The organism is Micromonospora sp. WMMD708 (assembly GCF_049315245.1).
Lineage (GTDB): Bacteria > Actinomycetota > Actinomycetes > Mycobacteriales > Micromonosporaceae > Micromonospora > Micromonospora wenchangensis.
On record NZ_CP186060.1, the window covers coordinates 3,828,947 to 3,855,440 of the forward strand.

Annotated in this window: 21 protein-coding genes; 7 read left to right on the forward strand and 14 right to left on the reverse strand. The window is 74.6% G+C overall.

Going from position 1 to position 26,494, the window contains the following annotated elements:
• Nucleotides 1–30: 30 nt before the first annotated feature.
• Nucleotides 31–813 (reverse strand): SDR family NAD(P)-dependent oxidoreductase, encoded by a 783-nt coding sequence (locus ACN260_RS16995; RefSeq protein ID WP_422752040.1) that lies wholly within the window; start codon nucleotides 811–813, stop codon nucleotides 31–33.
• A gap of 145 nt (nucleotides 814–958) precedes the next feature.
• Here ACN260_RS16995 and ACN260_RS17000 point away from each other — a divergent pair, with 145 nt between their 5' ends.
• A complete protein-coding gene (locus tag ACN260_RS17000) occupies nucleotides 959–1,828 on the forward strand; it encodes a hypothetical protein (RefSeq protein ID WP_422752041.1) in 870 nt (289 codons plus the stop codon).
• A gap of 13 nt (nucleotides 1,829–1,841) precedes the next feature.
• Nucleotides 1,842–3,881, forward strand: a complete 2,040-nt coding sequence (locus ACN260_RS17005; protein WP_422752042.1) for a BTAD domain-containing putative transcriptional regulator — start codon at nucleotides 1,842–1,844, stop codon at nucleotides 3,879–3,881.
• Between the two features lie 40 nt (nucleotides 3,882–3,921).
• On the opposite strand, the gene ACN260_RS17010 is transcribed toward ACN260_RS17005, so the two are convergent.
• From ACN260_RS17010 to ACN260_RS17020, 3 genes are all read right to left on the reverse strand, one after another.
• On the reverse strand, nucleotides 3,922–4,764 hold the full coding sequence (locus tag ACN260_RS17010) for an AfsR/SARP family transcriptional regulator (RefSeq protein ID WP_204926621.1): 843 nt from the start codon (nucleotides 4,762–4,764) through the stop codon (nucleotides 3,922–3,924).
• A 373-nt stretch (nucleotides 4,765–5,137) separates the two neighbouring features.
• Nucleotides 5,138–6,460, reverse strand: a complete 1,323-nt coding sequence (locus ACN260_RS17015; RefSeq protein WP_422752043.1) for an FAD-dependent oxidoreductase — start codon at nucleotides 6,458–6,460, stop codon at nucleotides 5,138–5,140.
• Nucleotides 6,460–7,044 (reverse strand): 4'-phosphopantetheinyl transferase family protein, encoded by a 585-nt coding sequence (locus ACN260_RS17020; protein WP_422752044.1) that lies wholly within the window; start codon nucleotides 7,042–7,044, stop codon nucleotides 6,460–6,462. Before ACN260_RS17020 ends, ACN260_RS17015 begins: the two co-directional genes overlap by 1 nt.
• A gap of 221 nt (nucleotides 7,045–7,265) precedes the next feature.
• Here ACN260_RS17020 and ACN260_RS17025 point away from each other — a divergent pair, with 221 nt between their 5' ends.
• Nucleotides 7,266–8,285, forward strand: coding sequence for a methyltransferase (locus ACN260_RS17025; protein WP_422752045.1), 1,020 nt, complete (start codon nucleotides 7,266–7,268; stop codon nucleotides 8,283–8,285).
• A 34-nt stretch (nucleotides 8,286–8,319) separates the two neighbouring features.
• Here the strand turns inward: ACN260_RS17025 and ACN260_RS17030 are convergent, their stop codons facing one another.
• From ACN260_RS17030 to ACN260_RS17045, 4 genes are read right to left on the reverse strand one after another with little or no spacing between them, the layout of a single operon-like run.
• Nucleotides 8,320–9,249, reverse strand: coding sequence for an acyl-CoA thioesterase (locus ACN260_RS17030; RefSeq protein ID WP_422752046.1), 930 nt, complete (start codon nucleotides 9,247–9,249; stop codon nucleotides 8,320–8,322).
• Complete coding sequence (locus ACN260_RS17035; RefSeq protein WP_422752047.1) at nucleotides 9,246–10,499, reverse strand: glycosyltransferase; 1,254 nt, start codon at nucleotides 10,497–10,499, stop codon at nucleotides 9,246–9,248. Before ACN260_RS17035 ends, ACN260_RS17030 begins: the two co-directional genes overlap by 4 nt.
• Complete coding sequence (locus ACN260_RS17040; protein WP_422752048.1) at nucleotides 10,462–11,391, reverse strand: SDR family oxidoreductase; 930 nt, start codon at nucleotides 11,389–11,391, stop codon at nucleotides 10,462–10,464. The genes ACN260_RS17035 and ACN260_RS17040 overlap by 38 nt, the downstream gene beginning before the upstream one ends.
• Nucleotides 11,388–12,422: a ketoacyl-ACP synthase III family protein gene (locus tag ACN260_RS17045; protein WP_422752049.1), complete on the reverse strand. Its 1,035-nt coding sequence runs from the start codon at nucleotides 12,420–12,422 to the stop codon at nucleotides 11,388–11,390. Before ACN260_RS17045 ends, ACN260_RS17040 begins: the two co-directional genes overlap by 4 nt.
• A 271-nt stretch (nucleotides 12,423–12,693) precedes the next feature.
• On the opposite strand from ACN260_RS17045, the gene ACN260_RS17050 reads away from it, so the two are divergent.
• A complete protein-coding gene (locus ACN260_RS17050; RefSeq protein ID WP_363654658.1) occupies nucleotides 12,694–12,972 on the forward strand; it encodes a phosphopantetheine-binding protein in 279 nt (92 codons plus the stop codon).
• Nucleotides 12,973–13,140: 168 nt separating this feature from the next.
• Here ACN260_RS17050 and ACN260_RS17055 read toward each other — a convergent pair whose 3' ends face one another.
• The gene (locus tag ACN260_RS17055; RefSeq protein WP_422752050.1) at nucleotides 13,141–19,569 is read right to left on the reverse strand and encodes a type I polyketide synthase; all 6,429 of its coding nucleotides are present in this window, start codon (nucleotides 19,567–19,569) and stop codon (nucleotides 13,141–13,143) included.
• A gap of 344 nt (nucleotides 19,570–19,913) precedes the next feature.
• Here ACN260_RS17055 and ACN260_RS17060 point away from each other — a divergent pair, with 344 nt between their 5' ends.
• Together ACN260_RS17060 and ACN260_RS17065 are read left to right on the forward strand one after the other, a co-directional pair.
• Nucleotides 19,914–20,735: a glycosyltransferase domain-containing protein gene (locus tag ACN260_RS17060; protein WP_422752051.1), complete on the forward strand. Its 822-nt coding sequence runs from the start codon at nucleotides 19,914–19,916 to the stop codon at nucleotides 20,733–20,735.
• Nucleotides 20,732–21,430: a class I SAM-dependent methyltransferase gene (locus ACN260_RS17065; RefSeq protein ID WP_422752052.1), complete on the forward strand. Its 699-nt coding sequence runs from the start codon at nucleotides 20,732–20,734 to the stop codon at nucleotides 21,428–21,430. Before ACN260_RS17060 ends, ACN260_RS17065 begins: the two co-directional genes overlap by 4 nt.
• A gap of 124 nt (nucleotides 21,431–21,554) precedes the next feature.
• Here the strand turns inward: ACN260_RS17065 and ACN260_RS17070 are convergent, their stop codons facing one another.
• On the reverse strand, nucleotides 21,555–21,965 hold the full coding sequence (locus ACN260_RS17070) for a hypothetical protein (protein WP_422752053.1): 411 nt from the start codon (nucleotides 21,963–21,965) through the stop codon (nucleotides 21,555–21,557).
• Between the two features lie 215 nt (nucleotides 21,966–22,180).
• Nucleotides 22,181–22,855, reverse strand: a complete 675-nt coding sequence (locus ACN260_RS17075; protein WP_422752054.1) for a hypothetical protein — start codon at nucleotides 22,853–22,855, stop codon at nucleotides 22,181–22,183.
• Between the two features lie 271 nt (nucleotides 22,856–23,126).
• Here ACN260_RS17075 and ACN260_RS17080 point away from each other — a divergent pair, with 271 nt between their 5' ends.
• On the forward strand, nucleotides 23,127–23,516 hold the full coding sequence (locus tag ACN260_RS17080) for a YybH family protein (protein WP_422752055.1): 390 nt from the start codon (nucleotides 23,127–23,129) through the stop codon (nucleotides 23,514–23,516).
• Between the two features lie 25 nt (nucleotides 23,517–23,541).
• Here the strand turns inward: ACN260_RS17080 and ACN260_RS17085 are convergent, their stop codons facing one another.
• From ACN260_RS17085 to ACN260_RS17095, 3 genes are all read right to left on the reverse strand, one after another.
• Entirely contained in the window at nucleotides 23,542–24,426 is an 885-nt protein-coding gene (locus ACN260_RS17085) for a fructosamine kinase family protein (protein ID WP_422752056.1), read from the reverse strand.
• The gene (locus tag ACN260_RS17090) at nucleotides 24,423–25,067 is read right to left on the reverse strand and encodes a hypothetical protein (protein WP_422752057.1); all 645 of its coding nucleotides are present in this window, start codon (nucleotides 25,065–25,067) and stop codon (nucleotides 24,423–24,425) included. The genes ACN260_RS17085 and ACN260_RS17090 overlap by 4 nt, the downstream gene beginning before the upstream one ends.
• Nucleotides 25,068–25,151: 84 nt before the next feature.
• A complete protein-coding gene (locus ACN260_RS17095) occupies nucleotides 25,152–26,390 on the reverse strand; it encodes a hypothetical protein (protein ID WP_422752058.1) in 1,239 nt (412 codons plus the stop codon).
• Between the last annotated feature and the right edge of the window lie 104 nt (nucleotides 26,391–26,494).

Below are 26,494 nucleotides of genomic sequence, written 5' to 3' on the forward strand. Positions count from 1 at the left end.
CCCGGCCGGTGCGCCGCCACCGTCGGAGGGTCAGCTCGGTCGGGCGTCGGGCAGGGTGACGCCGGTGAGCTGCGCGCAGTGGGCCAGCAGCTCCTCCCCGAGCCCGGCGAGCCGCGACAGCGACGGCCGCCAGTCGCGGGCGCTGACGTATTGCCCGCTGACCAGGACGTCGGGGTCGGTGCCCACGGCGAGGCGCACCTGGGCACGGGCGGCGTCGTCAGGGCTGGTCGGGGCGGCGGCACCGCCCATCCGGGTGCGTACCCAGCCGGGATCGAGCGCGTTACTCAGGGTGGCGGGCCAGCGACGGGCGACGGCCACGGCGAGCGCCAGGTCCAGCAGCTTCGAGGTGCAGTACGCCCCGACACCGTCGAAGGGGCGGGTGTCGTACCGCAGGTCGGTCAGGTCGGTGGCCCCGTCGGCGGCCATCGCCGACGACACGAACACCAGCCGGCCGGGCGGCGGCAGCAATGCCGTCAGCAGGTACGGCGCGAGCACGTTGACCTGGAACGTCGACTCCAGCCCGTCGCCGGTGAGCTCCCGCTCGGCGGCGTCGAGGCGGGCGATCCCGGCGTTGTGGACGATCGCGTCGTAGCGGCCGAACGCGGCCAGCGACCGGGCGAGCGCCGTGGTCTCCTCGAGCGAGGCCAGATCGCCGACGACGGTTCCGGCCGCGTCGGGGACGGCCGCCTTGGCGACGGCCGCCCGTTGTTCGTCGCGGGCATGCAGCACGACGCGGTGCCCGGCGGCGGCGAGCTGCGCCGCGGTACGCCGGCCGATGCCGTCCACCGACCCGGTGACCACCATGGTGCCCATACTGTTGCCTCCGTCCTGGTGCGACCGCACCCCGGGCAGGTCGCTGCCCCGACCGATGGGACCCGGTGCCGCTTGGCGACGGCTGAACGGGGCCGCGACCGGGCACGCCAGGTGGACGCCAAGTGGTGGTTGCTGTGCTGGACGGATGAAGAGAATCCTCGCCGTCGGCCTGGCGCTCACCCTCAGCGCCGGGCTGACCGTGGCCGCGGCCGGCACGGCGCTGGCCCGCCCCTACTGCGACGTACCCAATCCACCGCCGGCCTGCGACGACAGTCCGGCCGAGCCGACTCCACCACCGGTGGGCAGCGACAAGTACCCGATGGGCTGGCTGGAGTCGTGGGAGTACGTCGGCGGGGCGGTCCGGGTCAGCGGCTGGGCCAGCGACCCCAACGGCGGCCCGGTGCAGGTGACGGTGCAGACCGACGTGCCGCCGGCGGTCACCCGCCCGGCGAACCTGTGGCACGTCGAGCGGGGCGGTTTCGTCGGTTTCTCGTTCACCGTGCCGAGTTCGGCGCTGGCCGGGGTGCACACGTTCTGTGTGACCGCGAACAACGTGCCCGACGGCAGCCAGCCGGTGCCGGAGGTCGTCCCGCTGGCCTGCCCGCAGTACCGGGTCAGCCCGGCGGCGCCGAGCGGGCTGACGCTGTCCGCCGGCTACCAGGAGGGCAAGCGGACGTTGGACGTCACCTTCACCGACAACTCGGTGCGGGAGGACGACTACCGGATCGACCTGAGCTGGCTGCAGACCACGCCGGACGACACCCCGACCGACCCGGGGCTACCCACCACCCCGCCTGGCGGGCCGTCGCTGCCGATCCCGCAGCCCACCTGGGGTGCGCCGATCCCCACCACCGAGGTCGGCGTCGCGCGGGCGGTCATCTACGGCACCCCCGACACCGGGCGGCGCACCTGGCACTTCACCCACATGCCGCAGGCGTTCGTGCACGTGGTGGTGGTGTCGAACGAGGCCGGCCTGACCTCCGCCGCACTCAGCGGAGGCGTCTCCACCCGCTGAGCGGGGTCCGGGCGTGACGGCGATCGGCGTGCTCGGCCCGGTGCGGGCGGTCCGCGACGGCACGCCGGTCGACCTCGGCGCGCCCCGGCAACGCGCGGTGCTGGCCCGGCTCGTCGCCGGCGGCGGTCACGTCGTGTCGGTGGACCGGCTCGTCGACGACCTGTGGGTGGGCGATCCGCCGCCCCGGGCCCGGGCCTCCCTCCAGGTGTACGTGTCGAACCTGCGCCGTGTCCTGGAACCGCACCGTCGCGCCCGGACCCCCGCCCGGGTCCTGGTCACCGTCGCCCCCGGGTACGCCCTGCGGCTACCGACCGCGCGGGTGGACGCCTGGCGGTTCGAGGCGGCGCTGCGGTCGGCGACGCCGGACGCCGTACCCGGTCCCGGCGCGGCGCTCGCCGTCCTCGACGCGGCGCTCGCCTGCTGGGGTGCCGACGCCCCGTACGCCGAGTTCGCCGGGGAGCCGTGGGCGGACCGGGAGGGGGAGCGGCTGACCCGGCTCCGGGCGGGTGCCGTCGAGCAGCGCGCCGGACTCCTGCTCGAACTCGACCGACCGCACGAGGTGGTTCGCGACCTCGACCCGCACGTCCGCGAGCATCCGCTGCGGGAACGGGCCGCGATGCTGCTCGCGGTCGCCCTGTACCGCCTCGGTCGGCAGGCCGACGCGTTGGACGTGCTGCGGGCCGTCCGCGCGAGCCTGGCCGAGCAGTTGGGCATCGACCCCAGCCGGGCCCTGCGGACCCTGGAGACGGACCTGCTGCGGCAGAGCCCCCGGCTGGAGCCGGCCGTCCCCGGGCCGCCGGTGCACGCCGCCCCGGGTCCGCTGCCGGTGACCGCCGTTCCCGACCCGCCACCGGCGCCGCCCGCACCAGGCCCGGACCAGGTGTGGGGGCGTACGGCGGAACTGACCCGGCTGCGGGCGGCGGCGGACCGGGCCGCCCGGTCGGGGCTCGGCTTCTGCTGGCTCGGCGCGGAGGCCGGGGCGGGGAAGTCGACGCTGGTGCGGCAGCTCGCCGCGACCCTCACCGACGCCGGGTGGCGCACGGCGGTCGGCACCTGCCCGCCGGTGGCGGGTGCTCCGCCGGCGTGGGCCTGGCGCGAGGTGATCGCCGCCACCGGGCGGTCCCTGCCGCCCGTGGGGACGGGGAACGGGGACCTGAGCCCGCTGCCGGACCCCGGCGGGCCGGACGACACCCGGTACGACGAGTTCCACCTCCATCGGGCGTTGGCCGCCCACCTGTCCCGGCTGAGCGGGCACGGTCCGCTGCTGCTGGTGGTCGAGGACGTCCAGCACGCCGACGGGGCGACCCTGCGGGTGCTGCGGCATCTCGCCGCCGCGCTCACCGGCTCCCCGGTGCTGGTGGTGGTGACCTACCGGCCGGACGAGGTGACCGACGACGTGGTGGCGGCGCGGGCGGCGCTGGCCGGCGTACCGGCGGTCGAAGTCACGCTCGGTGGTCTCGACGCGGAGGCCGTCACCGCGTTGCTGCGCCGCCACGGCGTGCACGACACCGCGCTGTCGCGTACGGTCCGGGAACGCTCGGCGGGCAATCCGCTGTTCGCCATCGAGCTGGCCGGGCTGGTGGCGGCGGAGGGGCCGGCGGCGGCGCTGGACGGGGTGCCCGCCGGCCTCGGACACCTGCTGGCCCGCCGGCTGGCACGGCTACCGGCGGACGCGCGCACGGTGCTGCGGCACGCCGCGCTCTGCGGTGTGGAGGTCGACGTCGATCTCCTGCTCGCCGTCGACGGCGGACCGGAGGAACCGGTCCTCGCCGGGTTGGAGGCCGCGGTGGCGGCCGGCCTGCTCGTCGAGCCCGCACCGGGACGGGTGCGGTTCGCCCACGCCCTGATGCGCGACGTGCTCTACCAGGGCCTCCCGCTGCTGCGCCGGACCCGGCTGCACGCCCGCGTCCTCGCGGTGCTGCGTGAGCAGCGACGCGACGACGTGGCCAGGCCGGGACGGCACGCGCTGACGGCACCCATCCCGCCCGCCGGCGGCGCGCCCCGACCGGCGGGGGCGCAGGTGCAGGTCGGTCACGCGGCCGCGTCCGGGTGAACAGACGCCGCAGGGGCAGGGGGCCGCCGGACGGGGACGGCTACCGGGTCCGGGGCCGTTGGAGGGCGAGGTGGTCGAGCAGTTGGGTCAGTCCGTCGTCCCGGGGCGCGACCTCCAGCGCCGGGTCGTCGGCGAGGACCGCCTGTTGGAGCAGGTGCAGCCGCTTCGACGGCTCCAGCCCCAGTTCCTCCACCATGGAGGTGCGCAGGCGGTGGAAGACCGCCAGGGCCTCGCGCCGCTGGCCGCTGCGGTGCAACGCCACCATCAGCTGTGCGCACAGGTTCTCGTTGAGCCCGTGCTCGGCGATGAGCAGGGTGAGTTCGGCCAGCACGTCCTGGTGGTGGCCGAGCCGCATGCGTGCCTCGATGCACTGCTCGACGGTGGTGAGCCGGGTCTGTTCCAGCGCCTTGAGGCGGGGCTCGGCAACGGTTCCGGCGCGCACGTCGGCGAGCGCCGGGCCACGCCAGAGTGCGCAGGCGCGCACCAGCAGGGCCGCCGCGTCGACGTTCTCGCCGGCCGCCAGGGCGCGTCGACCGGCTGAGGCGAGCTGCTCGAACAGGCGCAGGTCGAACTCGTCGGGGCCGACCCGCAGCACGTAGCCGCCGGGGACGGTGACCAGCACCCGCTTGGCCACCTCGGCGACCGGGACGTCGAGCAGGCCGGCGAAGCACTTGCGGATCTGGAGCACGTACGTCTGGAGCGTGGTCAGCGCACTCACCGGTGGGGACGCGCCCCACAGGTCCTGGATCAGCGCGGAGACCGGTACGGTCTGGTCCGCGTTGAGCAGCAGCAGGCCCAGCACGCTGCGGGGCTTCGGGGCGGTCGGTGTAGCGGTGTGACCGGCGTGGGCGAGCACGAGCGGTCCCAGGATCTGGATTTCCATTGCCTCTCCCCCCAGAGCACGAACTGCCTGCGTCGACGTGCCGCCGCGGGGGCCGGAAGACAGCGGAAACCACGCCTATCCATAGACAGGCGTCAGCTACAGGCGACATTCGGGCCTTTTCGCGTCGCAGTGGTACGACGTTCGACTGAGAGGCTAGCCGGTTTCTGAGCGATCGTCGTCGATTGTTCGAGCAATTTTCGAGGACCGGCGGGCACACCGAGGTCAGACCCCTCGGCGAGACGACAGCGCAGGGCCCTGCGGTGGCCCGGGGCGGGCGGCAGTCATCCACACATCGACACCATTGCTTGCCTTCATGAGAAAAGGGATGGGTCGCCGCGAAGCATCCCGAGCGCCACGCTTCGGGCGGGCCGGTTCACCGTCGGCGCAGTGCCGCCACCCCGACCCGCCAGAGGATGTCCGGACGACGCAGCCGGGCGGGGCCGGCCGTCAGGTTGACGACCTCCAGGAAGGCCCGGTGCACCACCTCGTCGGTCACGGTCGCGTGCTGGACCGCCTCGGCCAGGCCCCGGCGCAGCCGCCAGCCGAACGGTCGGGCGACCCGCACGTGGGGCAGGTAGCAGTCCTGCGCGGCGGAGAAGTCCCAGGCGTCGTCCACCACCGCCCGGACCCGCCGGAAGTACCCGTACGCCGGCCGGTCAACCGCGCCGGGCCCGGCGAGCCACTCGCCGAGCGCGACCGCCTGCAGGGCCGCCACCGAGATGCCCTGGCCGTAGGTCGGGTTGAACGAGGCGACCGCGTCGCCGATCGCCACCAGGCCGGCGGGGAACCGGTCCAGCCGGTCGAAGTCGCGCCGGACGCTGTCCGGGAAGCGGTGCACGTACACCTCGCTGGCCGGCTCGCACGCGTCCGGCAGCAGTTGCAGCGGGGTGGCCGGGTCCGACCGGCAGCGCGCCAGGAACCCGTCCAGGTCACGGCCCGGCCGCCGGTCGCCGTATCCGCTGACCAGGGTCAGCCAGCGGTTGCCCTCGACGGGGGTCATCGAGCTGGGGCCGGTGCGCGCCCGGCTCGGCGTGTGGACCGAGTACACCGCCACCTGCCCGGCCAGCCGCTGGCCGGGTTCCCGGTGGAACAGGCAGGTGGCGTAGCCGAGGTCGAGGGCCATCCGGCGCTTGTCGGGCGCGGGGTAGCCGAGCCGGCCGAGCCAGTCGGCCAGCCGGCTGGACCGCCCGGTGGCGTCCACCACGAGGTCCGCCCCGTGCCGCTGGGCGTCGGTGTGGCCCGGGGCGCGGACCAGCGCCCCGTCGACCCGGCCGGCGGAGGCGGTGAGCCCGACCGCGGTCCCGCCGACCACGGCCACGTTGGGCAGCGCGAGGACCCGCCGACGGAGGTGCCACTCCAGGAACGGCCGGGACACGCTGACCACGCTGCCGCCGCGTACGGGGACCTTGGCCCGGCCGTTGAGGAACCACTGCGCGCCACCGGGACCGCTGGTGACCAGTTGGCCGCCCTCGCGCACCATCTGCCGTACGATGCCGGGCAGCAACCGGTCGATGACCGTGCGGCCCCGGCCGAGCAGGGTGTGCGCCTGGCTGCCGTGCGGAGCGCCACGGCGGATCACCGGGGCGTCCGCCAGCCGGTCGGGCTCGACGATCCACACCTGGTCGGCGTGGTCGGCCAGGACCCGGGCGGCGACCAGGCCGGCGATGCTGCCGCCGAGGACGAGCGCGGTCCGCATCAGCGACCGGCGGCCGGCCGGGGGCGGCCGGGCCACGCCGACGCGCGGGCGACCGCCAGGACGTGGCCGGGCAACTCCCGGTGGGTGACCAGGACGCCGGGGGCGTCGACGGCGGGTCGCCACGCCGGCGGCGCCGGCGGCGCGGTGCGCCAGCGCAGCAGCCGGCCGCCGCGCAGCCCGGTGCCGTGCAGCTTGGCCACCGCCTCCTTGCCGGTCCACAGCGCCAGGAAGTCGACGCCGAGCCGTTCCACCGGCCGACCACGCAGCCAGTCGGTGTCCTCCGGGGCGAACCACCGCCGGCTCAGCGCCACCGCGGGCACCGGGCGCAGCGCCTCCACGTCGACGCCGACCGGTCCGTGCCGGGACACCGCCACCGCGACCAGGCCACGGGTGTGGCTGACGCTGGTGTGCCAGCCGGTGGCGACGCCACGCAGCACGGGCGCGCCCGTGGCCGTGTGCTCCACGGTGACCGCGGCCGGCGGGGCACCGGCCATCGCCGCGGCCGTCTCGACGAGCAGCGCGCGGGCCGCCGCCCGCCCGTCGTCCACCGTGCGGCGCAGCCGCACCACCAGGTCAGCCGGCACGACGGTACGCCCCGACGGACGTACGCCCCGCGGCCCCGACGGACCACCCGACCGTAGCGACCGCACCCATTCGATCCCCCCACGGATCCCCATTGACGACAATTGTCAACGCACGCTGGTTAATGCGAGGATGACCGGGCCGAATTGACCATACCGAGGCGCCTGCGGGCCCGGCCCGCACTTCTCTGGACATTCACTAGAGTCTCAGTGGAGGGCCATCCGTGGCGCGTGACGACGACTACTTCCGCAAGCGGCTGCTCACCATGCTCTGTGCCACCTGGACGGCCCAGGCGTGTTCGGTGTTCGCCCTGCTCGGCCTGGCCGACCGGATCGCCGCGGGCACCACCGGCGGCGGCGAGTTGGCGGCCACCGCCGGATTGGACCCGGTGGCGCTGCGCCGGTTGCTCGCCGCGCTCGCCGACGCCGGTGTCCTGCGTCAGACCGGTCCCGACGACTTCGTCCTGTCCGGCATGGGGGAATACCTGCGCACCGACGCCCCCGGTTCGGTCCGCGACACGGCGGTCCTGTACGGCCAGGAGGTCTTCGCCTCGTTCGCTGGCCTGCTCGACACCGTCCGCACCGGCCGGCCGGCCTTCACCGACCGCTTCGGCGAGTCCTTCTACCGGTACCTGGGCGGGCACCCGGAGCTGGCCGCGACGTTCAACGGGGCGATGTCCACCGCCCCGGAACCGCCGCCGCCCCCCGCCCGGCTGTTCGACGACGCCCGTACGGTGGTGGACCTCGGCGGCGGCGACGGCGGCCTGCTCGCCGACCTGCTGCGGGACCGCCCCGGGCTGCGCGGGGTCCTCGTCGAGCTGCCCGAGGCCGCCGCCCGGGGACGTGCCCGGCTCGCCGCCGCCGGGGTCCTGGACCGGGTCGACGTCGTCGTCGGCAGCTTCTTCGACCGGGTACCCACGGGCGGGGACCGGTACGTGCTGCGGCGGGTCCTGCACAACTGGAACGACGGGAACGTCACCCGGGTGTTGACCCGGGTACGGGCGGCGATGCCGGCCGGGGCGCGACTGCTGGTCCTGGAGGAGCTGCTGCCGGCTCAGCCGCAGCGGTCCGGGGCCGGCGCGGGCACCTGGGGGGCGCCCCGCAACCGGATCGTGGACCTGCTGATGCTGGTCCTGATGGAGGGCCGGGACCGCACCGCGGCGGAGTACGGCCAGCTCCTCGCCGACGCCGGCTTCGCCGTCACGGGAGTCACCGACGGCGCGATCGAGGCGGTCCCGGTCTGAGGCGGCGGGCCGGGGCGGAGCCGTCGTGCCCGGCTCAGCGGGCGGACCGGGTCAGCAGCAGACCCTCCTGGGCCACCGTGGCCACCAGGTCGCCGTCGCGCGTGTACAGCCGCCCGGTCGCCAGGCCACGACCGGTGGCCGCCCACGGGCTGTCGCAGTCGTACAGCAGCCACTCGTCGGCCCGGCAGGGCCGGTGGAACCACACCGTGTGGTCGACGCTGACGCCGAGGTCACCCGGACCCCACTCGGTCGCGTGCCCGGCCACCATCGCGCTGAGCAGCAGGGGCAGATCCGAGACGAGCACCAGCGCGCCGGCGTGCAGCGACGCGTCGTCGGGCAGCGTCCCGGCCACCCGTACCCAGGCCCGGCGGTGCGCCTCACCGGCCCGTTCCCCGTCGGCCGGCCCGCCGGGCGGCGGGTCGGGGTACCTGACGTCGAACGCGAAGAGCATGTCCCGCACCGCGGCCAGCCGATCGGGCGCATGGGCGAGCAGCCGGTCCAGGGTCGGCACCTCGTCCGGCGGCGGGACCCCGGGCGGCGGCCGCCGGTGCGTCGGCCCGGTGCCGGGATCGTGGAACGAGGCGGTCAGGAAGAAGATCGGGGTGTCGCGCTGGAGGGCGGTCACCCGTCGGGTTGACATTGCCGGTCCGTCGCGCAGGGTCTCGACCAGGTAGGTGACGGGCCTGCGGCTGTCGCCCGGCCGGGTGAAGTAGGCGTGCAGCGAGTGCACCGGTCGACCGGGGCGCACGGTGTGCGCGGCGGCCGTCAGCGCCTGGGCGGCGATGAGCCCCCCGTACCGGCGGGTGGTGCCCCGCGTCGTACCGCGTCCGGAGAACATCCCCGCGACGGGCACCAGCCGGTCCGTGGTGACCCCCGCAGGGTCGACCCGCACCAGGTCGAGCAGTCCGACCACCTCTTCGACGACCGCCCGGGCCCGGTCGGGGGCGGCTGCTCCGCCGCTCATCCGGCGAGGTACTTGTCGACCTCGTCGGCGGCGACGAGCGTGCCGTGGGGTTCCGCGCGCATCTGCTCGCCGAGCTGTGCCGCGCGCCGCCGCAGCGCAGCGGTGGTCAGGCGGGACATGCCGGAGCGCAGCACGTCCTCGGACAGGTCGGTGAACCGCACGTGCACACCGGCACCGAGCCGTTCCAGCTGGCGGCCCCAGAACGGCTGGTCGGCGTAGGAGGAGCAGACCATCGTGGGGATGCCGGCGCGCACACCGGCGGCGGTGATGCTGGCGCTGCCGTGGTGCACCACCATGGCACAGTGCGGCAGCACCAGGTCGTAGTCCACGTAGGGCACCACCCGCAGCTCCGGTGACGTGGACGGCGCGACCCCGGCCAGGCCCCAGCCGGTGGCCACCAGGGCACGTACCCCCAGCGACCGGCAGACCCGCCCGATGCCCGCCATCATCGCCGCCGGATCCGCCACGTGTGTGCTGCCGAACGTCAGCAGGGCCGGCGGTTCGCCCGCCGAGAGCCACTCCGCAAGCTCCGGATCGAGGGTGGACATCCCGGCGCGGTCCAGGTCGGCCGGGGTCAACCGGAGGTCACCGACGATCGGCCGGTAGGCGTCCCAGGTCAGGCCGGGCACCAGGGTGGGGCTGTAGCCCTGCAGCTCCAGCGGTCGCCGCAGCTGCCTCGGGGGCATCGCCGGGAGCCCGAGCTGGCGGCGGAAGTCGAACATCAGTTCCCGCCGGTACCGCCAGGCCCGTCGGGTGTAGTGCAGGTAGGTGGCCCGGTTCGCCGCGGCGGTCGGCAGCGGGTCGAGAGCCACCAGCGGATGCGGCACCACGTCGTTCGGCCGCGACGGCGTGAGGTCGTACGCGATGAGCGGGACGTCGTACGCCTCGGCCAGGGTCGCGGCCCACTGCTCGCTGACCACGGCGCAGACGATGGCCTCGCTGCCGGCGGTGATCTCGATCGCCTCGTCGCCGAACCGGCGACCGTAGTCCCGGTACGCCTCGATGGTGATCTGGAGGAAGGAGTCGAGGGTGCTCTTGGTGACCCACTCCCGGCCCCGCTCGGTCTGCATCATCGACTGCTGGTTCCAGCCGACCGGCACCACGTCGAGCCCGAGCTGCCGGGGCAGGTCGACCAGGTTCATCGACGCCCCGACGCGTACCTCGTGGCCGTGGCGGGCCAGCTCGGCGGCGAGTGCCGTCAGCGGATGGACGTCACCGCGGCTGCCGAGCGCCAGGACGGTGATGCGCATCGTCGTTCCCCTCCGGTCCTCGGTGCGGCGTCGACGGCGTCGACCCGTCGCCTGCGTTCAGGTCGGTGGAGAACGCGAGCTCCCGCTGGCCCTCCAGCTCCACCAGCCGCGCGGTCAGCCCGCGCCGGATCGAGGCGTACGCGTCGCTGCCGAGCGCGAGCCGCAGCGGGACGGCCGGCCCGGTGGCGACGTCGACCACTGCGGCGGCCAGCTTCGCCAGGTCGCCACGGCACGGCAGGCGGCCGTCCTGCGCCCGGCGACGCAGGATCGCCGCCGGGGTGCCCGCGTAGGCGGGCGACGCGGTGGTCAGCTCCTTGCTCCGTCCGAAGAATCCGGTGCTCACCGTGCCCGGCTCGACGATCGTCACGCCGATCCCGAAGCCCTTCACCTCGGCGGCCAGCGACTCGAAGAAACCCTTCACGCCCCACTTGGTGGCGCAGTAGACGGCCGTGCCGGGTGACCCCCGTTGCCCGGCCATGCTCGACACCTGGATGATCCGCCCGCCGCCCTGCGTGCGCAGGTACGGCAGCACCGCCCGGGCCAGGTTGATGGGTCCGGTCAGGTTGGTCCGGATCTGCCTGTCGACCTGTTCGCCGCTGGCCTCCTCGGCGGCGCCGACCAGCGCGTACCCGGCGTTGCTGACCACCACGTCGAGACGGCCGAGCGCGCGGACGGCATCGTCGACCACCTGCCGGATCTGCCCGGGGTCGGTGACGTCGAGGCGGGCCGTCCACAGTGTTCCCGCCCCGGCGGGTCGCAGGTCCGCCAGGGTGCGGGGGTCGCGGGCGGTGGCCGCCACCGACTCGCCCCGGGCGAGCAGTTCGGTCACCAGCGCCCGGCCGATCCCGGTGGAGCTGCCGGTGACGAGCCAGGTACGGGGGGACGCGGTCATGCCCCGGCCCACTGAGGGACGTCCAGGATCTCCAGGACCGCGCAGGACAGGGTGGCCGGAGCGCCCCCGTAGATCAGCAGGTGGTCGCCGGCGGTGAGCTGGCCGGTGACCAGCAGGTGGTTGAGCGACAGCAACTGGTCGCTCGCACCGGTGTGTCCGACGCCGCGACCGAACTGCCAGGTGGTGCGTTCCATCGTGATGCCCAGCGGCTCCACCAGGTCGTGCTGCACCATGTACGCCGCCGCGTTCCCGCAGATGACCCGGGTCATGTCGGTCAGCTTGCGGTCCGCCTCGTCGAGTGTGCGGTCGATCAGGTCGAGCCGGGCCCGGTTGCGCAGTTCGGCGGCGTCGGTCAGCGACATCACGTTGTCGCGGAAGTACTCGGCCCGTTCGCGCATGTCGATCACGCGTCCCTGGCCCGCAGCCGGCGGGTACAGCGGCTCGCCGCCCCGGTACAGCGGCTCCACCCCGGGCACCGCGACGCTGCCCACGGCGCGTACCCGGGCGAAGCCGTGGTCGCGGTCCAGCAGCAGCGCGCTGCCGGCGTCGCCCAGGATGAACCCGGGTGCCGAGTTCCACCTGTCGATCAGCGGTGAGCCGAGGTTCTCCGCCGTGGTCACCAGCACCGTCGTGCCCGCCGCCGCGCCGGCCAGGTGCCCGGCGGCGATCTCCAGCGCCGCGAACACCCCGTTGCAGCCCAGCCGGACCTCGAACGCGGGGGCCGCCGTACCGACGACCTCCCGCTGGATGTACGGGCCGGGCAGCCACATCTCCGGACCCTGGTGGTGGATGGAGGCGTGCAGCACCAGGCCGATCCCGGTCGGGTCGGCGGCGGCACGGGTCAGCGCCTGACGGGCGGCGTGCACGGCCATGTCCGGCGGTGAGACGTCCCCGGCGACGCAGGCACCGGTGAGCCGGTTCTCCAGGTAGGCGGCCGGGCTGTAGTCGCCGCGCCGGGCGGCCTGGCCGGCGTCGACCACGGGGGGTTGGAAGACACCCAGCCCGGACAGGTGAACGTTGGTGATCTTCAAGCGCGTCTCCCGGGTCGGCCGTCCATGGCGCCACGTCCGCCTTTCGCAAGGACTGTAGTTGCCCCGCGTGCCGAGGCGGTGCACCCGAACTCGACGCCGGACTGAGAACTGCTCGAATTCCGCCGCCGCTCCGCCTTGCGCACCCGTGGAGGCCCATTTCCGACGCATTGACCGGCGCGAGTGCCCGTTGATAACTTCGGCCCACTCATTTCGGCAGTAACGTCGTCGACCGACGCCGCCGCGCGCCATCCGACAGGAAGGTAGCCCCACCATGTCAGCCGACGAGGTCCTGGCGTTCACCCTGCAGTCGCTGCGCGAGATGAACTTCTACACCGACGACACCGGCCCCGACTCGATGCTCGGCCCGTCCGGTGTGGACCTCGACTCGCTCGCCGTGTCCGAACTCGCGCTGCGGGTCGAGGACCAGTTCGGCGTGACGTTCGACGACGACGACATCGAGACGCTCGCCATCATGACGCTCGGCGAGTTCGCCGCGGAGGTGGCCCGGCGGGCGGAGCTGATCCCGCAGGCCGACGCGGCCCGCGGCTGACGGCGCGACGGGCGGCACCCGACGTACGACACGGTGGCGGTGACCGGCACGTCCGGTCACCGCCACCGGTCGTGCCGGGACCCGACCGCGCCGGTGGGCGGGACCGGCCGGACCGGGGCCGGCGGGTCGCCCCGTGCGGGCGACCCGCCGCACCGTCCACCGGCGCGGTCAGCGGCGGCCGGCCTCGCCCAGTTGGGTGAACACCTCACCGGCCAGCTCGGCGACACTGTGCCCGCCGAGCATCTTCGCGATCGGCAGCAGCATCCCCAGGTCCCGCTGGACCCGGGTGCGGACCTCCACGGCCATCAGCGAGTCCAGTCCCTGCCGCTTGAGCGGCCGCCGGGTGTGCACCTGCGCCGACGGCATGCCCAGTACCTCCGCGAGAACCCGGGCCAGGTAGCGCTCCACGGCGTCCCGGTCGGTCAGCGTGCCCGCCACCCCCGTCTCCACCGGTGCGGGACGGGTCGGCGCGGGGGCGGGCGGGGCGGCGGTGGCCGTAGGGGCGACGTCCCCGGGCCGCGCCGGAGGTTCTGAGATCGGCGGCGACCAGGGCACGACGGGCGTCGCAGCGGCGGGCGCGCCGACGGCGGCAGGGCTGCCGGTGGGGTCGGCGAGCAGGTCGCGCAGCAGCGGCGAGGTCGCCGCGTCCGGGTGCGCGCCCGCCCACCGCCGCCAGTCCGCCGGCAGCACCACGCCGTGGGTGGCGTCGCGGGCCAGCAGCAGGCGCAGCGCCTCGATGCCCTCCCGGGGACTGAACGTGTCCATGCCGGCCGGGTTGATCGCCCGGCCCTGCTCCCGCCCGACCCGGGCGGGCATGCCGATCGACCAGAAGCCCCAGTTCACGCTGAGCGCGGTCTGACCGGCGAGCCGGCGCTGGTCGGCCAGCGAGTCCAGGGCGGCGTTCGCGGCCGCGTAGGCGCCGAGCATCGGGGAGCTGAGCACCGCCGAGCCGGAGGAGAACAGCACGAAGAAGTCCAGCGGCTGGTCGGCGAAGAGCCGGTGCAGCACGGCCGCGCCGGTGACCTTCGGACGCAGGACCGCCGACAGGGTCCGGTCGTCCAGCTCGGACAGGGCGCGGTGCTCGATCACCCCGGCGGCGTGCACCACGCCCCGGATCGTCACGCCGTCGGTGGCGTACCGCTCCACGACCGCCCGCATCGCCTCCTCGTCGGCCACGTCGACCGCCTCGTACGCCACCCGCACCCCGTGCCGCCGCAGCTCCGCCAGCCGGTCCGCGCCGCCGGTCCCGGAAAGCGGGGTACGCCCGGTGAGCACGATGTGCCGGGCCCCCTCGCGGACCAGCCAGTCGGTGACCACCCGGCCGAGGTCGCCGAGCCCGCCGGTCACCAGGTAGCCGGCGGTCGGGTCGATCCGGACCGGCCGGTGCGGGATCGCTGCCGGGGCGGGCCGGGGCGCGGTCAGCTCCCCGACGGACACCAGCACCTTGCCGATGTGCCGGGCCTGGGCCATGTGCCGGAACGCGCCGACCAGGTCGGTCGCGGGGAAGACGCGGTACGGCAGCGGTTCGAGCAGACCGGCCTGCACCAGGGCCAGCGTCTCCTGGAGGATCGCGCCGAGCCGGCGCGGTTCGTTGAGCCCGAGGTCCACCACGTCGACCACGAAGAACGACGCCCCGCGCGCCAGCAGCCGCAGGTCCAGCCGGGTGCCGTCGACCAGGTCACGCCGGCTCAGCTCGACGTAGCGCCCCCGGTCGGCCAGCAGTTCCACGCTGCGCAGCAGGCCCTCCCCCGCCTGCGTGTTGAGCACCACGTCGACGCCCTCGCCCCGGGTGGCGTCCCGGATCTCGTCGGCGAACCCGGTGCCCCGCGAGTCGGACACGTGGGTGACGCCCATCATCCGCAGCAGCGCGCGCTTGTCCGGGCTGCCGGCGGTCGCGTACACCTCGGCACCGCGCCACCGGGCCACCTGCACCGCGGCCAGGCCCACCCCGCCGGTGGCGTGGTGGATCAGCACCCGTTCGCCGGGCCGTACCTGCGCCAGCTGGACCAGCGAGTGGTACGCGGTGACCAGGGCCACCGGCACGGTGGCGGCCTCCTGCGCGGTGAGCCGGGACGGCCGCGGACGCACCAGGTGCGCGTCGACGCAGAGGTGGCTGGCGGCGGGCGTACGCAGCGAGATCGCCACCACCTCGTCGCCGGGCCGCAGCCCGGCCACGCCCGGTCCGACCCGGGTGACCGTGCCGGCGCACTCGCCGATCATGCTCGCGGGCTGGTCGGACAGGCGCGGGTACAGGTCCATGGCAATCAGCACGTCGCGGTAGTTCAGGGCGAGGTGGTCGGCGCGGACCTCCACCTCGCCCGGCCCCGGCGGCCGGCGCGGCACCGGCACCAGGCGCACCCCGTCGAGCAGGCCGGGCGAGGTGACCTGGAGCTGGTGGGTGACGTCGGCGTCGGCCGGCCGGGCGGTGGGCGTGGGCAGCAGGCGGGCGGCGTACCGCTGGCCGTCGCGCAGCGCCACCTGGTCCTCCGGCCCGGCACCGGCCAGTTCCCGGTCCAGCGCGGCGGCGAGTTCGGCGGGTGGGCCCGCCGGGTCCAGGTCGACGAGGACGCAGCGCAGTTCCCGGTGCTCGTGGGCGACTACCCGGCCCAGGCCCCAGAGCGCACCCTGCCACATCGACACGGTCCGGTCGGCGTCACGCACCCGGTGCGCGCCCCGGGTCACCAGCGACAGCCGGGGCGGCTCGGGCAGGCCGGCGTCGGCGAGCGCCCGCAGCAGCCGCAGGACGCTGCCGCAGCCGAGGCGTTCGGCCTCCCCGGCCGCCTGCTGCGCCGACTGGGAGCTGTCAGGCTCGTCAAGCGTCCAGAGGTGCACCACCTCGGTCGGCGCGAGGCCGTCGAACCCGGCCCGGACGTCGGCGAGCAACCGCCGGTACTGCGCCGGTGCCGTCGGGTCGATCTCGTACCGGTCGGCCGCCAGCCGTTGATACCCGCCGCCCGCGAACACCCGGACGTCGGCGGGCAGTGCGCCGCCGACGCCGGACCGGTCGGCGAAGACCAGCCGGCGCTCGGCCGGCCGGGACGGGTCGGGCAACGCCGGCAGCGGCTGCCACCGCAGCTCGTGGAACCATCCGTCGGGGTCGCGTACCGAGTCCGGGGGTTGCAGGTACTGCAGGCGCAGTCCCTCGATCTCGACGATCACCCGGCCGTCGGCGTCGGCCACCACGAGGTCGCCACAGACCGAGTCGGACCGCCAGGCGGTGACCGCGACGGCGTGCGCCCAGCCGGGGACGCCCGGGTCGGGGTGGACCGTCACCGCGTCGATGCCGCCCAGGACGAACGCCGACGACCGGTCCCCGGCCGGGATCAGCGACGCGAGGACCTGCCCGCACGCGTCCAGCAGCGCCGGGTGGCAGGTGTACCCGGCCGGGTCGACCCCGGCGGGCACCTCGATGCGGCCCAGGGCCTGGCCGTCGCCCGTCCAGAGTTCCGCGACGCCCTGGAACGCGCCCTGCCACTCGTTGCCCCGCGCGGCGAACCGGCGGTAGAAGTCGACCCCGGTGAGGTGGTCGGGGCAGCCGGCGCGGGTCGCCTCCACCGGCAGCCGACGTCGTTCGGGCGGCGGGGTACGGGTGACCGTCGCGGTGACGTGGGTCGTCTCCGCCCCGGTCACCGCCACGTCCCAGGTGTCGGGCCCACGCGGGGTGAACGTGGTGGACAGCGCGGGCGGCGGCTGGTCCGGACGCAGGAACAGCGCGTCGAGGTAGCGGATGTCGCGCAGCACGGGTGTCTGTCCGGCGCAGATCCCGGCGGCGGCGGTGTGCAGCAACTCGACGTACGCGGTGCCCGGCACGACCACGGTGCCCTGCACCCGGTGGTCGAGCAGGTACGGCTCGCGGGCCGGGTCGACGACCCGGTCCACGCGGTGCGGGGCCGGCTGTCCGGCCGGGGCCGGGGCGAGCCAGTACCGCTGGCGCTGCCACGGGTAGGACGGGAGCCGCACGTAGCGGGCCGGGGGGCCGCCGACGACCCGGTGCCAGTCGACCGGGCAGCCGGCGCGGTGCAGGGCCGCGACGGTGTCGAGCAGGCTGGCCCGTTCCGGCTCGTCGCGGCGCAGGCAGCCGACGGCGGCACCGTCGGTCCCGGCCGCCGCCAGGGTCTCCTGGATGGCGGGCAGCAGGATGGGGTGCGGGCTGATCTCGACGAACACCGTGTCGCCCGATCCGGCGAGGTGTGCCACCGCCGCCCCGAACCGCACCGGTTCGCGCAGGTTGCGGATCCAGTAGGCGGCGTCCCAGCCGGATCCGTCGCAGGGGGCGTCGTCCACGGTGGAGTACAGCGGGACGTGCCCCGCGTGGGGGGTGACGTCGCCGAGGTCGGCCAGCAGGTCGTCGCGGAGCTGGTCCATCTGCGGGCTGTGCGAGGCGACGTCGACCCTGACCTGCCGGCAGAACACGCCGCGTTCGTCGAGGGCCGCGACGATGGTGGCCAGCGCCTGCGGGTCGCCGGAGAGGACCGTAGAGGTGGGGCTGTTGCTGACCGCCACGGACACGAGGTGCTCGTAGCCGGCCAGCGCGGCCTGGGCGTCGGCGGCGGACAGCTCCACCGAGTACATGACGCCCTGCCCGGCGACGCTGCGCAGCAGCCTGCTGCGCCGGCAGATGACCGCACCGGCGTCGGCGAGGCCGAGCGCGCCCGCGGCGCCGGCCGCCGCCACCTCGCCCATGCTGTGCCCGACCACGTGGTCGGGCTCGATGCCCCAGTCGCGCAGCACCGCGCAGAGCGCGGTCTGCATCGCCCACAGGGTCGGCTGGACGGTGTCGATGGACGCCGGGGCGTCCGTCTCGCCGGTCAGCCGGGCCAGCAGCGACCAGCCGACCTCGGCGCGGATCACCTCGTCGCAGCGGGTGAGCGTGTCGCGGAAGACCGGTGAGCGGGCCAGCAGTTCGCGGCCCATGCCGTCCCACTGCGAGCCCTGTCCGGGGAAGACGAAGACGACGGTGGGCCGGTCGCCGTCCACCGGCGCGGACGCGGTGACGCCCAGCCGGGGGCGGGACTCACCGGCGGCGTACGCCCGTAGCCGCTCGACCAGGTCGTCGGGTGACGCGCCGACGGCGGTCAGCCGGTTCTCGTGGTGGTCGCGGCGGGTGGCCGCGCTGAAGCACACGTCGCGCAACGGCAGGTCCCGCCCGTCGCCGCCCGGCCCGAGGAACCGCGCGTAGTCGGCGGCGAGGGCGGTGAGCGCCTCCCGGTCGGGTGCGGAGAGCACCAGGAGCTGCGCGTCGTCCCCGTCGGATGCGTCCCCGTCGGTGGTCGCGGGTGCCGGTGCGGTGTACTCGCCGAGCACCACGTGCGCGTTGGTTCCGGAGATGCCGAACGAGCTGACCCCGGCCAGGCCCGGCCGGTCGGTCTGCGGCCAGGGGGTGCGCTCCCGCACCAGTCGTAGCCGCAGCCCCGCCCAGTCGACCGCGCCGGTCAGGTCGGTGGCGTGCAGGCTCGGCGGGATCTCCCGGTGCTGGAGGGCGAGGACCGCCTTGATGACCCCGGCCAGCCCGGCGGCCGCCTCGGTGTGGCCGATGTTCGTCTTGACCGAGCCGACCAGACAGTGCCCGTCCCGGCCCGCGCCGGCCACCGCGCCGAGGGCGGCCAGCTCCACCGGGTCACCGGCCGGGGTACCGGTGCCGTGCGCCTCGACGTAGTCCACCAGCGTGGCGGACACGCCCGCGTCGGCGTACGCCGCGTGCAACGTCTCCTCCTGGCCGGGTCGGGAGGGTGTGAGCAGGTATCCGCCGGACTGGCCGTCGTTGCCGACGGCGGACCCCCAGATCACCGCGTGGATGGCGTCGCCGTCGGCCTCGGCGCGGTCCAGTGACTTGAGCACCAGCACGGCCACCCCCTCGCTGCGGACGAAGCCGTCGCCGTGGGCGCTGCCGAACTTGCACCGGCCGTCGACGGCGAGCATCCGGGCCGCCGAGAACGGGATGGTCTCCTCGGGGGCGATCACCAGGTTCACCCCGCCGGCCAGCGCCAGTTGGGTCTCCCCGTTGCGCACGCTCTGGTAGGCCAGGTGCAGCGCCGCCAGGCTGGAGGAGCAGGCGCAGTCCACCGCCATGCTGGGGCCGCGCAGGTCGAAGGCGAAGGACACCCGGCCGGCCAGGAAGCTGCGCGCGCCGCCGGTCGCCGCGTGCAGGTCCAGCACCGACGCGTCGCTGAGCAGTTGCCCGTACGCCGAGGACATGCCGCCGACGTAGACGCCGGTGCGGGTGGTGGACAGCCGGTCGCGGGTCAGGCCGGCGTCGGCCAGCGCCTCGGCCGCGGTCTCCAGCAGCAGCCGCTGCTGGGGGTCCATCCGTTCCGCCTCCCGGGGGGCCACCCCGAAGTAGCCGGCGTCGAACTGGTCGATCTGGTCGAGGAAGCCGCCCCGGCGGCTGACGATCCGGTTCGGCGTGCCCGGTCGTGGGTCGTGGTAGGCGTCGATGTCGTACCGGCTGGCCGGCACGTCGGTGATCGCGTCGCCGCCGTCGCTGAGCAGACGCCAGAACTGCGCCAACCCGTTGGCGCCGGGAAACCGGCAGCCGATGCCCACCACGGCGACCGGTGTCCCGCCCGGTGTGTGCGCCGACTCGTCCCGTCCGGTCATCCGCCCCGCCTCTCTCGGCGTCGTGTGCTGGCTGCGCCCCGAGTCTCCCGGCCACCGCTTGGGAACGGCTCGAGAAACCACGGACGCCGGTGGGCAGACCCGCTCGCCTTCCGGTCGGAGCCGGCGGCGCGGGGTCCCGACCGGCGGGGCCCGGCGGTGGCCCGTCCTTGAGAACGGCTCGACGACAGCTCTCGGGGAGGGTCGGGGACGGTGCCGCGGGTCGACAACGACCGTCGTGGATCGATAGTTTGGCAGCCGGTCCGACGCCGGCCCACCGGTCGGGCACCAGGACGTATCCGGTGCGGTCCAACGGCACGAACCGTCAGCACGATTGGACGCCGACCATGAGGGTCATCACCATCGCCACCGACCTCGAACACCCCTTCCTGCAGCGGCTGCTGACGCCGTCCTGCGCGGCGGTGGGGCTCGAGCTGGTCGTCCTGGAGGGCAGGCAGCGGGGGTTCCGGCCGCGGGACAAGCGGGCGCTGTTCACCGATCACCTCGCCCGGCACGTCCCTGCGGACGAGCTGGTGCTGTTCACCGACGCGTACGACACGCTCCTGCTGCGCGGGGAGGAGTACATCCGCACGGCGTACGCGGGCTTCACGCAGCGGGTCGTGTTCAGTGCCGAGCCGAACAGCTGGCCGATGGGCCCCGTCGGTCTCGCGTTGCACGAGGGTCCCCCCGTCGGCCCGTACCCGTACCTCAACAGCGGCGGTTTCCTCGGGCCCGCCGGTGACCTCCTCGCCCTGTGCGCGGCGTATCCGGACCCCCCGAGCGGGCGTTTCCCGCTGCTGAACCGGCTGCGGGCGCACCAGGTCGACACGGACCGGCTGCACGGCACGAGCGACCAGTACTACTGGACCCTCGTCCAGCTCCTCGAACCGGACACCGTCGGGCTCGACCACGGGGCCGTCCTGTTCGAGAACTTCGCACCGAGGGTCACCAACTTCTGCGAGCTGAACCGCTGGACGGACGACTTCCGCACCCACGGCAGGCAGTCGGCAAGCTACCGGCGGGAACGTTCCCGGCTCCTGTCGCGGCTGCGCACGCCCAGCGGGGCGGCCCAGGTGCACTTCGCCTCCGCCCTGGCCAAGACGGTGGTCCTGGACCTGCTCGACGAGGGTCTGCTGCCCTCCTGGCTGGTGGGGACGGTGGCACGGTGACCGCGCGACCGGAGTACGAGCAGCGCCACCGTCCGTCGTTGCAACGCAACGAGCTGCAGCGCAACGACCTGCTTGCCATGCAGGCGCTGGCCCCGCTGTCGCTGACGTACCTGCCGTGGAGCGCGAGCGCGATGCGACCGAGCGGGGTGGTCGCGGTGCTCAACGAGATCATGGTGAACCGACGTCGGTCCGTCGTCGAGCTGGGCGGTGGGGTCTCCACCTTCTACATCGGCCGGCTGCTGCGGCAGCGCGGCGGGCACCTCTGGACCGTGGAGCACGACGAACGCTGGGCGGAACTACTCGGTCAGGAGCTGGCGAACGAGGGCCTCGACGACGTGGTGACCGTGGTGCACGCCCCCCTGACGCCTGTCGAGTCCCGCTGGCCGGACGAGGAGTCGACCTGGTACGAGCAGCGCCGCCTCGCGGAGATGACCACGGGCCGGGCCGTCGACCTGCTCGTCGTCGACGGGCCGCCCGCCTACCGGGCAGCCAACGCGCACGCCCGCCATCCCGCCGGACCCTTCTTCGCCGCACGGTTCGCCGAGGACTTCGCCGTCGTGCTCGACGACATCGACCGGGAGGGTGAACAGGACATCATGCGGTGCTGGGAGGATGAGCTGGGGGTGACGTTCGAGCACCGCCCCACCAACGGCCGGATCGGCATCGGCCGGCCCGGACCGGCGTTCACCGTGTAGGGTCACTGCCCCGACTGCGGGAACCCGCCCGGTCCGCAGTGGCCGATCACTGATCCACCGTTCGGGTAGGCCCCGGGCGGCCCGCGCGGGGCGGCCGGGGTGCCCCGCGCCCGTACGGGAGGTGTCAGTCGTGGACGCCGACGTGGAAGTTGAAGACCGCACCGTTTCGGGTGAGGACGAGGTTCCACTTCCCGCCGTTCTTGAGCACCACCGGGTTGGAGTTCGGATACCGCTGGAGGAACCAGTCCTCCAACCGCTGCGCCTCCGCGGCGGCGAGCACCCCGACCTCACCGATCGCCGCCGCGTGGTGCGGTTCCTGGTTGCAGCCGGCGTTGAACCGGTAGCTGGTGTCGCGGTTCCACCGGCCGCTGCCGAGCATCGTGACCGTCACGGGGCCGGAGTGCTGGAACGCCAGCTGCGGGACCGCGGGGTCGGCGACGACCACGCCGGGTGGTGTCTCCAGGGACGGGAACGGTACGGCCACCGTCTCGATGACGGCCTGCGATGCCCAGTTGAAGTCGACCTCGAACGGCATGCCCATCCTCCTGACCGGGGTGTCCCGTCCGCCGGCCTGTCGCGACGGCACGTCGACGTGACCCATCATGGTTGGGACATGGCGTCACCTGGCGGCCACTGTCCGTGCCCGGACACTGCCGGCCAACCGACAGCGTCCGGCACGGACCCGGCCCCCGCGGGCGGGCGCGACGCCGACCGTCGGGGCCGGAGCGGACGTCGCACCACCGGAGGTCGTCAGCAGGCGGCGCGCTGGCCGGAGTAGTGGACGCCGATCCGGCCGACCACGGTCAGGTCGGTCAGGGCGGTGTCGGCGGCACGGTTGACGTAGCAGGAGTACCGGTGCTGGTTGATCACCTCGAGGTGGATGTGCGCGCCGCTGTCCCCGTTGACCTGGTAGCAGCTGGAGTACCGGAACCGGCCGGTCTCACCGAGCTTGGTCCACGGGCCGACCGAAGCGCCGACGACCACGCCGCCGGGCTTGTTGTTCACGTGCATCACGTCCGCCCGGCCGACGACCCCGCCGGTCGTGGTGTCGCGGGCCTCCAGCCCGATCCGGTAGCCGCCGTCGGCGAGGTTGCCGGTCGCGCAGCCCGGCCGGACCGTGACCACGGTGACCGCGACCGGGTGCCCGGCCGCCGTCTTGGTGCCGAACGGGGACACGACGGTGGCCCCCGGGTTGCGGTAGATGTCGACCGCCCAGTCGTTGGTGTAACCCCAGTTGCCGAACACGATGTGGTGGTTGGCCGGCCCGGACCCGCCGAACCTGTTCCAGGTGGACGAGCCCTGGATCGGCGGGTACACCGCGATCGCGTCGGCGGTGCCGTGCGCGGCGGCCGGGGCCGCCGGTACGGCGAGGGCTCCCAGCACGAGCGTGAGTGCGCCGAGCGTACGGGCGATGCGGAACCTCATCGTGCCTCCGAAGGGTGTGCGGAGCGGAACGAAACACCTCGCCGATCGACGAGAATGGATGAGGATACCGCCTGCAACGCGACGTCGACGCGCGTAGCTAGGCCCCGGTCAGCCGTCCCGGTGCGGTGTCCGTGGGTCCGGGGCGGCGTCGGTGCCGGCCTGGAAGGCGGCGAGCTGGTCGCGGGCCGGTTCCGGGGATCGGCCCGCCCCCGGACACCCGGAGCGCGGGCAACCCGGGTACGGGGACCGGTCGGATGGCAGGGTGGGACGCATGGACAGGAAGCACGTCGACGACTGGCTCGTCGGCTACGAGCGGGCCTGGCGCACGCCGGGCACGGACACCCTGGTCACGCTCTTCACCGAGGACGCGAGCTACCAGCAGGGGCCCTACCTGACCCCCGTGGTGGGTCTGCCGGCCATCGCCCGGATGTGGGAGGACCAGCGCGACGGCCCCGACGAGGTCTTCCGGATGACCGGCACGGTCGTCGCGGTCGACGGCGACACCGCCGTGTCCCGCCACGAGGTGCACTACGGCGACCCGGTCACGCAGGAGTACCGCGACCTGTGGGTGATGCGCTTCGCCGACGACGGCAGGTGCCGGTCGTTCGAGGAATGGCCGTTCTGGCCGGACCGGCAGCCGCCCGGGGTGCCGCAGCCGTGACCGGCGATACCGACCCCCGGGTCGGTCAGGCCCGCGACCGGAACGGGGCCAGGGTGGCCCGGACCGTGTCGGCGGCACCCCAGTCGTCGTCGAACTGGGCCAGTACCGCCAGGTGCTGCCGCAGCTGGATGATCGGCGCACGGTCCCGCCAGCCGGCGTCGAGGCCGGTCAGCTCGGCGTAGACGGCGAAGAACCGACCCGACTCCGGTGGCGCCGCCGTGGTCCACAGGTGCGCCAGGTCCACCTCGGCCCACAGGTACGACACCGCCGGATCGATCAACGCCGCCCGTCCGTCCCCGGTGGACAGCACGTTCTGCGACCACAGGTCGCCGTGCGTCAGGCACGCCGGCCGCTCCGGCAGCAGCTCGGGCAGCCGGGCACACAGCCGTTCCACCGCGGCCCGGTCGGCGGCGTCGAGCGCGGCCCGCACCCTCGGCTCGCGCAGCCAGCGCAGCAGGCGGTGCTCGGCGAAGAAGGCGAAGCCGTCGTCGGCCCAGGTGTTGACCTGCCGGCGACGCCCCAACCAGTTGTCCCGGTGCCAGCCGAAGCGGGGGTGGACGGTGCCGGTGTGCAGGTGGGCCAGCGCGTGCGCGAACCGCTCCCAGAACGCCCCGTCCGACGGCCTCGGCGACAGCAGTGACAGCACCAGCAGTTCGTGGTTCGCCACGAGCACGTCGGGGGTGGCCAGCCCGCCCTGCTCCCGTAGGGCCGTCAGCCCTTCGGCCTCCGCGGCGAAGGCGTCGCCGGCGGGCGGTTCGGCGACGGTCTTGACGAAGATCGGCGGCGCGTCCCTGCGGTGGGCGATCCCGGCGAGCGCGGCGAGGCCACCGCTCACCGGCTCGACGGTGACGACGTCACCGATCCCGGCCCGGAGCAACCGTTCGGCGAGCAGTTGCGTCACCCCGGTCACCCGCCGGTGCCCTCCTCCGCGCCGTCGTGCTGGTCGCCGTCCAGATAGACGTGCTGGTGGCCGTGACCGGCGTCGACGTTGACCTGATCGAGCTGGGTGGCGGCGACGGACCAGGCGGCGGCGGCCTGCTCCGCCTGCCGTTTCGCCAGTGCCGTCAGCGCCGCCCGCTGCGCGGGTGGCCCGGTGACCGCGAGGAGGTACGACTCGACGGCCAGGGACGTCTGCTCCACGGCGGCGCGCAGGCCACCGCGCGCCACGTTGGTCGCCGTGCTGCCCGACGGCGGGTTGGCGAACGGCTCCGCCGCCCGCTGCAGGGTCTGCTGCCACTGGCGTGCCTGCTGCGGGTCGGCGGTCGGCCCGGCCCGCAGGGCGTCGAGCACTGGGGTGATCTCGTCGCGGAGGCGTCGGGCGGTGGCCGTCAGCTCGGTTATCTGCTGGGCGTCCCGCTTCGCCTCGGCCCGGCGCAGGTCGGCGATGGTCGACTCGGTGGCGTCCGGTCGACCGACCGCATAGCCGATGCCGCCGCCGACGAGCGCGATGACGAGGCCGATCGCGACGACGACAGCGAGCCGGGACAGCCGGCGGCGTGGGGGTGGCGAGGCGGCCAGCAGATACGAGGGCCTTCCGGTACGACGCGACACGTCATCTCCCTGCTCGACGGGGACTGGTCGCAGCATAGTGCCGCTCGGCGGGCGACGGATCGGCCGTTTACCGACCCGCCGTGGTCACCGCAGCGCCACCACGGCGTCGGTGCCCCCGTGGTGGCGCAGCACGGTCTCCGGCGCCGGATCGTGCCGCAGCAGCGTGTGCCGGACGAGGTCGGTGCCGGCGGCGAGATCGTCGAAGACCGCGATGTCCACGCTGACCGCGTGGGTGACGTAGCCGCCGGAGGTGTCCCGGCGCATGCTGCTCCCGCTCTGCTCGGCGTGGCCCAGCCCCCGGTCGCGCAGCGCCCGGTCGAGGTCGCGGGTCACCGTCGTGGCGTACCCGCGCGGGTCGGGCCGTCCGTCGACCGCCAGGTGCAGGCTCAGCCGGTGGCGGCGGGCCGCGTGCAGCGCGCTCGGGCCGAACCACCTGGCGACGAGGGAGCCCCGCGCCGCGCCGGTGACCGTTTCGAGGATCCAGCAGACCTCGGCGGGGTGCGCGGGTTCGGCGAGTCCGCGCAGGAGCACCGGATGTCCGACGCCGGCGGCGGCGAGCGTCCGGCCGGTCTGCGCGGCCAGGCTCAGGTCGCGGTCGGCGACGGCCCGGGCCGGCAGGTCACCGAGGGCGTCCCGCGCCGCCGCGGGCACGGCGTCGGCGACGGTACGCCCGGCGGCGGCCAGCAGGTCACGCCAGGCGTCGAACGGGAACTCCGACCCCGGTCCGCGCAGGCTGTAGAGCGTGAAGTCGCCGCCCTGCTCCTCGTCCTGGTCGACGGTCCAGTTCCCGGCGTCGTCGCGCTGCCAGGTGACGCCCCTGCCGCGCCCGTCGCACCGGTACAGCCAGGAGCGGACCGTCGGCCAGTGGGCGGCGTCGTCGGGGCCGGTCCCGAAGGCGGCGGCCAGCAGCGGGGTGACCGCGTCGAGGTCGTCGTGCTCGCCGAGCAGCACGAACCGGCTGGCCAGCGCCAGCAGCGGGCCGGGATGCGGCAGGTCCGGGTCCCGCAGGGCGACGGCCCGGGCGATCAGGTCGAGTTCGTCCCAGCGCAGGGCGTGCGGGAAGGGGTGCGCGTCGTCGTCCCAGCCGAGTTGCAGCGGCTCGGTCACGCCGGGCGGGCACACCCCGAGGTTGAGCATGCCGAGATCGATGTCGATCTCCAGGACGAGGGTGTGACCGTCGCCGACGTCGGCGGTCAGCGTCCACCCGGGGTGGTCCTCCCAGCGCTCGTCGTCGTCATCACCGTAGTCGCCGTCGGTGCGGTCGTAGGCCGACCAGAACGACGGGTCTTTCAGCAGGTCAAGCAGGTCTGCGGGGAGAGGCACGCCGGGCATCGTACCCAGGCACCCCGACGTTTCCCCGGGTCGGTTCGCACACCACCGGGTGCGGATCCACGACGGCGGGGAGGGACAGGCACCCTCCGCGACCC

Bases quoted from the DNA above. Each gene is read 5' to 3' on its own strand.
- ACN260_RS16995 (WP_422752040.1), bottom strand. From the start codon at position 813: ATGGGCACCATGGTGGTCACCGGGTCGGTGGACGGCATCGGCCGGCGT.
- ACN260_RS17000 (WP_422752041.1), top strand. From the start codon at position 959: ATGAAGAGAATCCTCGCCGTCGGCCTGGCGCTCACCCTCAGCGCCGGG.
- ACN260_RS17010 (WP_204926621.1), bottom strand. From the start codon at position 4,764: ATGGAAATCCAGATCCTGGGACCGCTCGTGCTCGCCCACGCCGGTCAC.
- ACN260_RS17015 (WP_422752043.1), bottom strand. From the start codon at position 6,460: ATGCGGACCGCGCTCGTCCTCGGCGGCAGCATCGCCGGCCTGGTCGCC.
- ACN260_RS17030 (WP_422752046.1), bottom strand. From the start codon at position 9,249: ATGAGCGGCGGAGCAGCCGCCCCCGACCGGGCCCGGGCGGTCGTCGAA.
- ACN260_RS17035 (WP_422752047.1), bottom strand. From the start codon at position 10,499: ATGCGCATCACCGTCCTGGCGCTCGGCAGCCGCGGTGACGTCCATCCG.
- ACN260_RS17040 (WP_422752048.1), bottom strand. From the start codon at position 11,391: ATGACCGCGTCCCCCCGTACCTGGCTCGTCACCGGCAGCTCCACCGGG.
- ACN260_RS17050 (WP_363654658.1), top strand. From the start codon at position 12,694: ATGTCAGCCGACGAGGTCCTGGCGTTCACCCTGCAGTCGCTGCGCGAG.
- ACN260_RS17055 (WP_422752050.1), bottom strand. From the start codon at position 19,569: ATGACCGGACGGGACGAGTCGGCGCACACACCGGGCGGGACACCGGTC.
- ACN260_RS17060 (WP_422752051.1), top strand. From the start codon at position 19,914: ATGAGGGTCATCACCATCGCCACCGACCTCGAACACCCCTTCCTGCAG.
- ACN260_RS17070 (WP_422752053.1), bottom strand. From the start codon at position 21,965: ATGCCGTTCGAGGTCGACTTCAACTGGGCATCGCAGGCCGTCATCGAG.
- ACN260_RS17075 (WP_422752054.1), bottom strand. From the start codon at position 22,855: ATGAGGTTCCGCATCGCCCGTACGCTCGGCGCACTCACGCTCGTGCTG.
- ACN260_RS17080 (WP_422752055.1), top strand. From the start codon at position 23,127: ATGGACAGGAAGCACGTCGACGACTGGCTCGTCGGCTACGAGCGGGCC.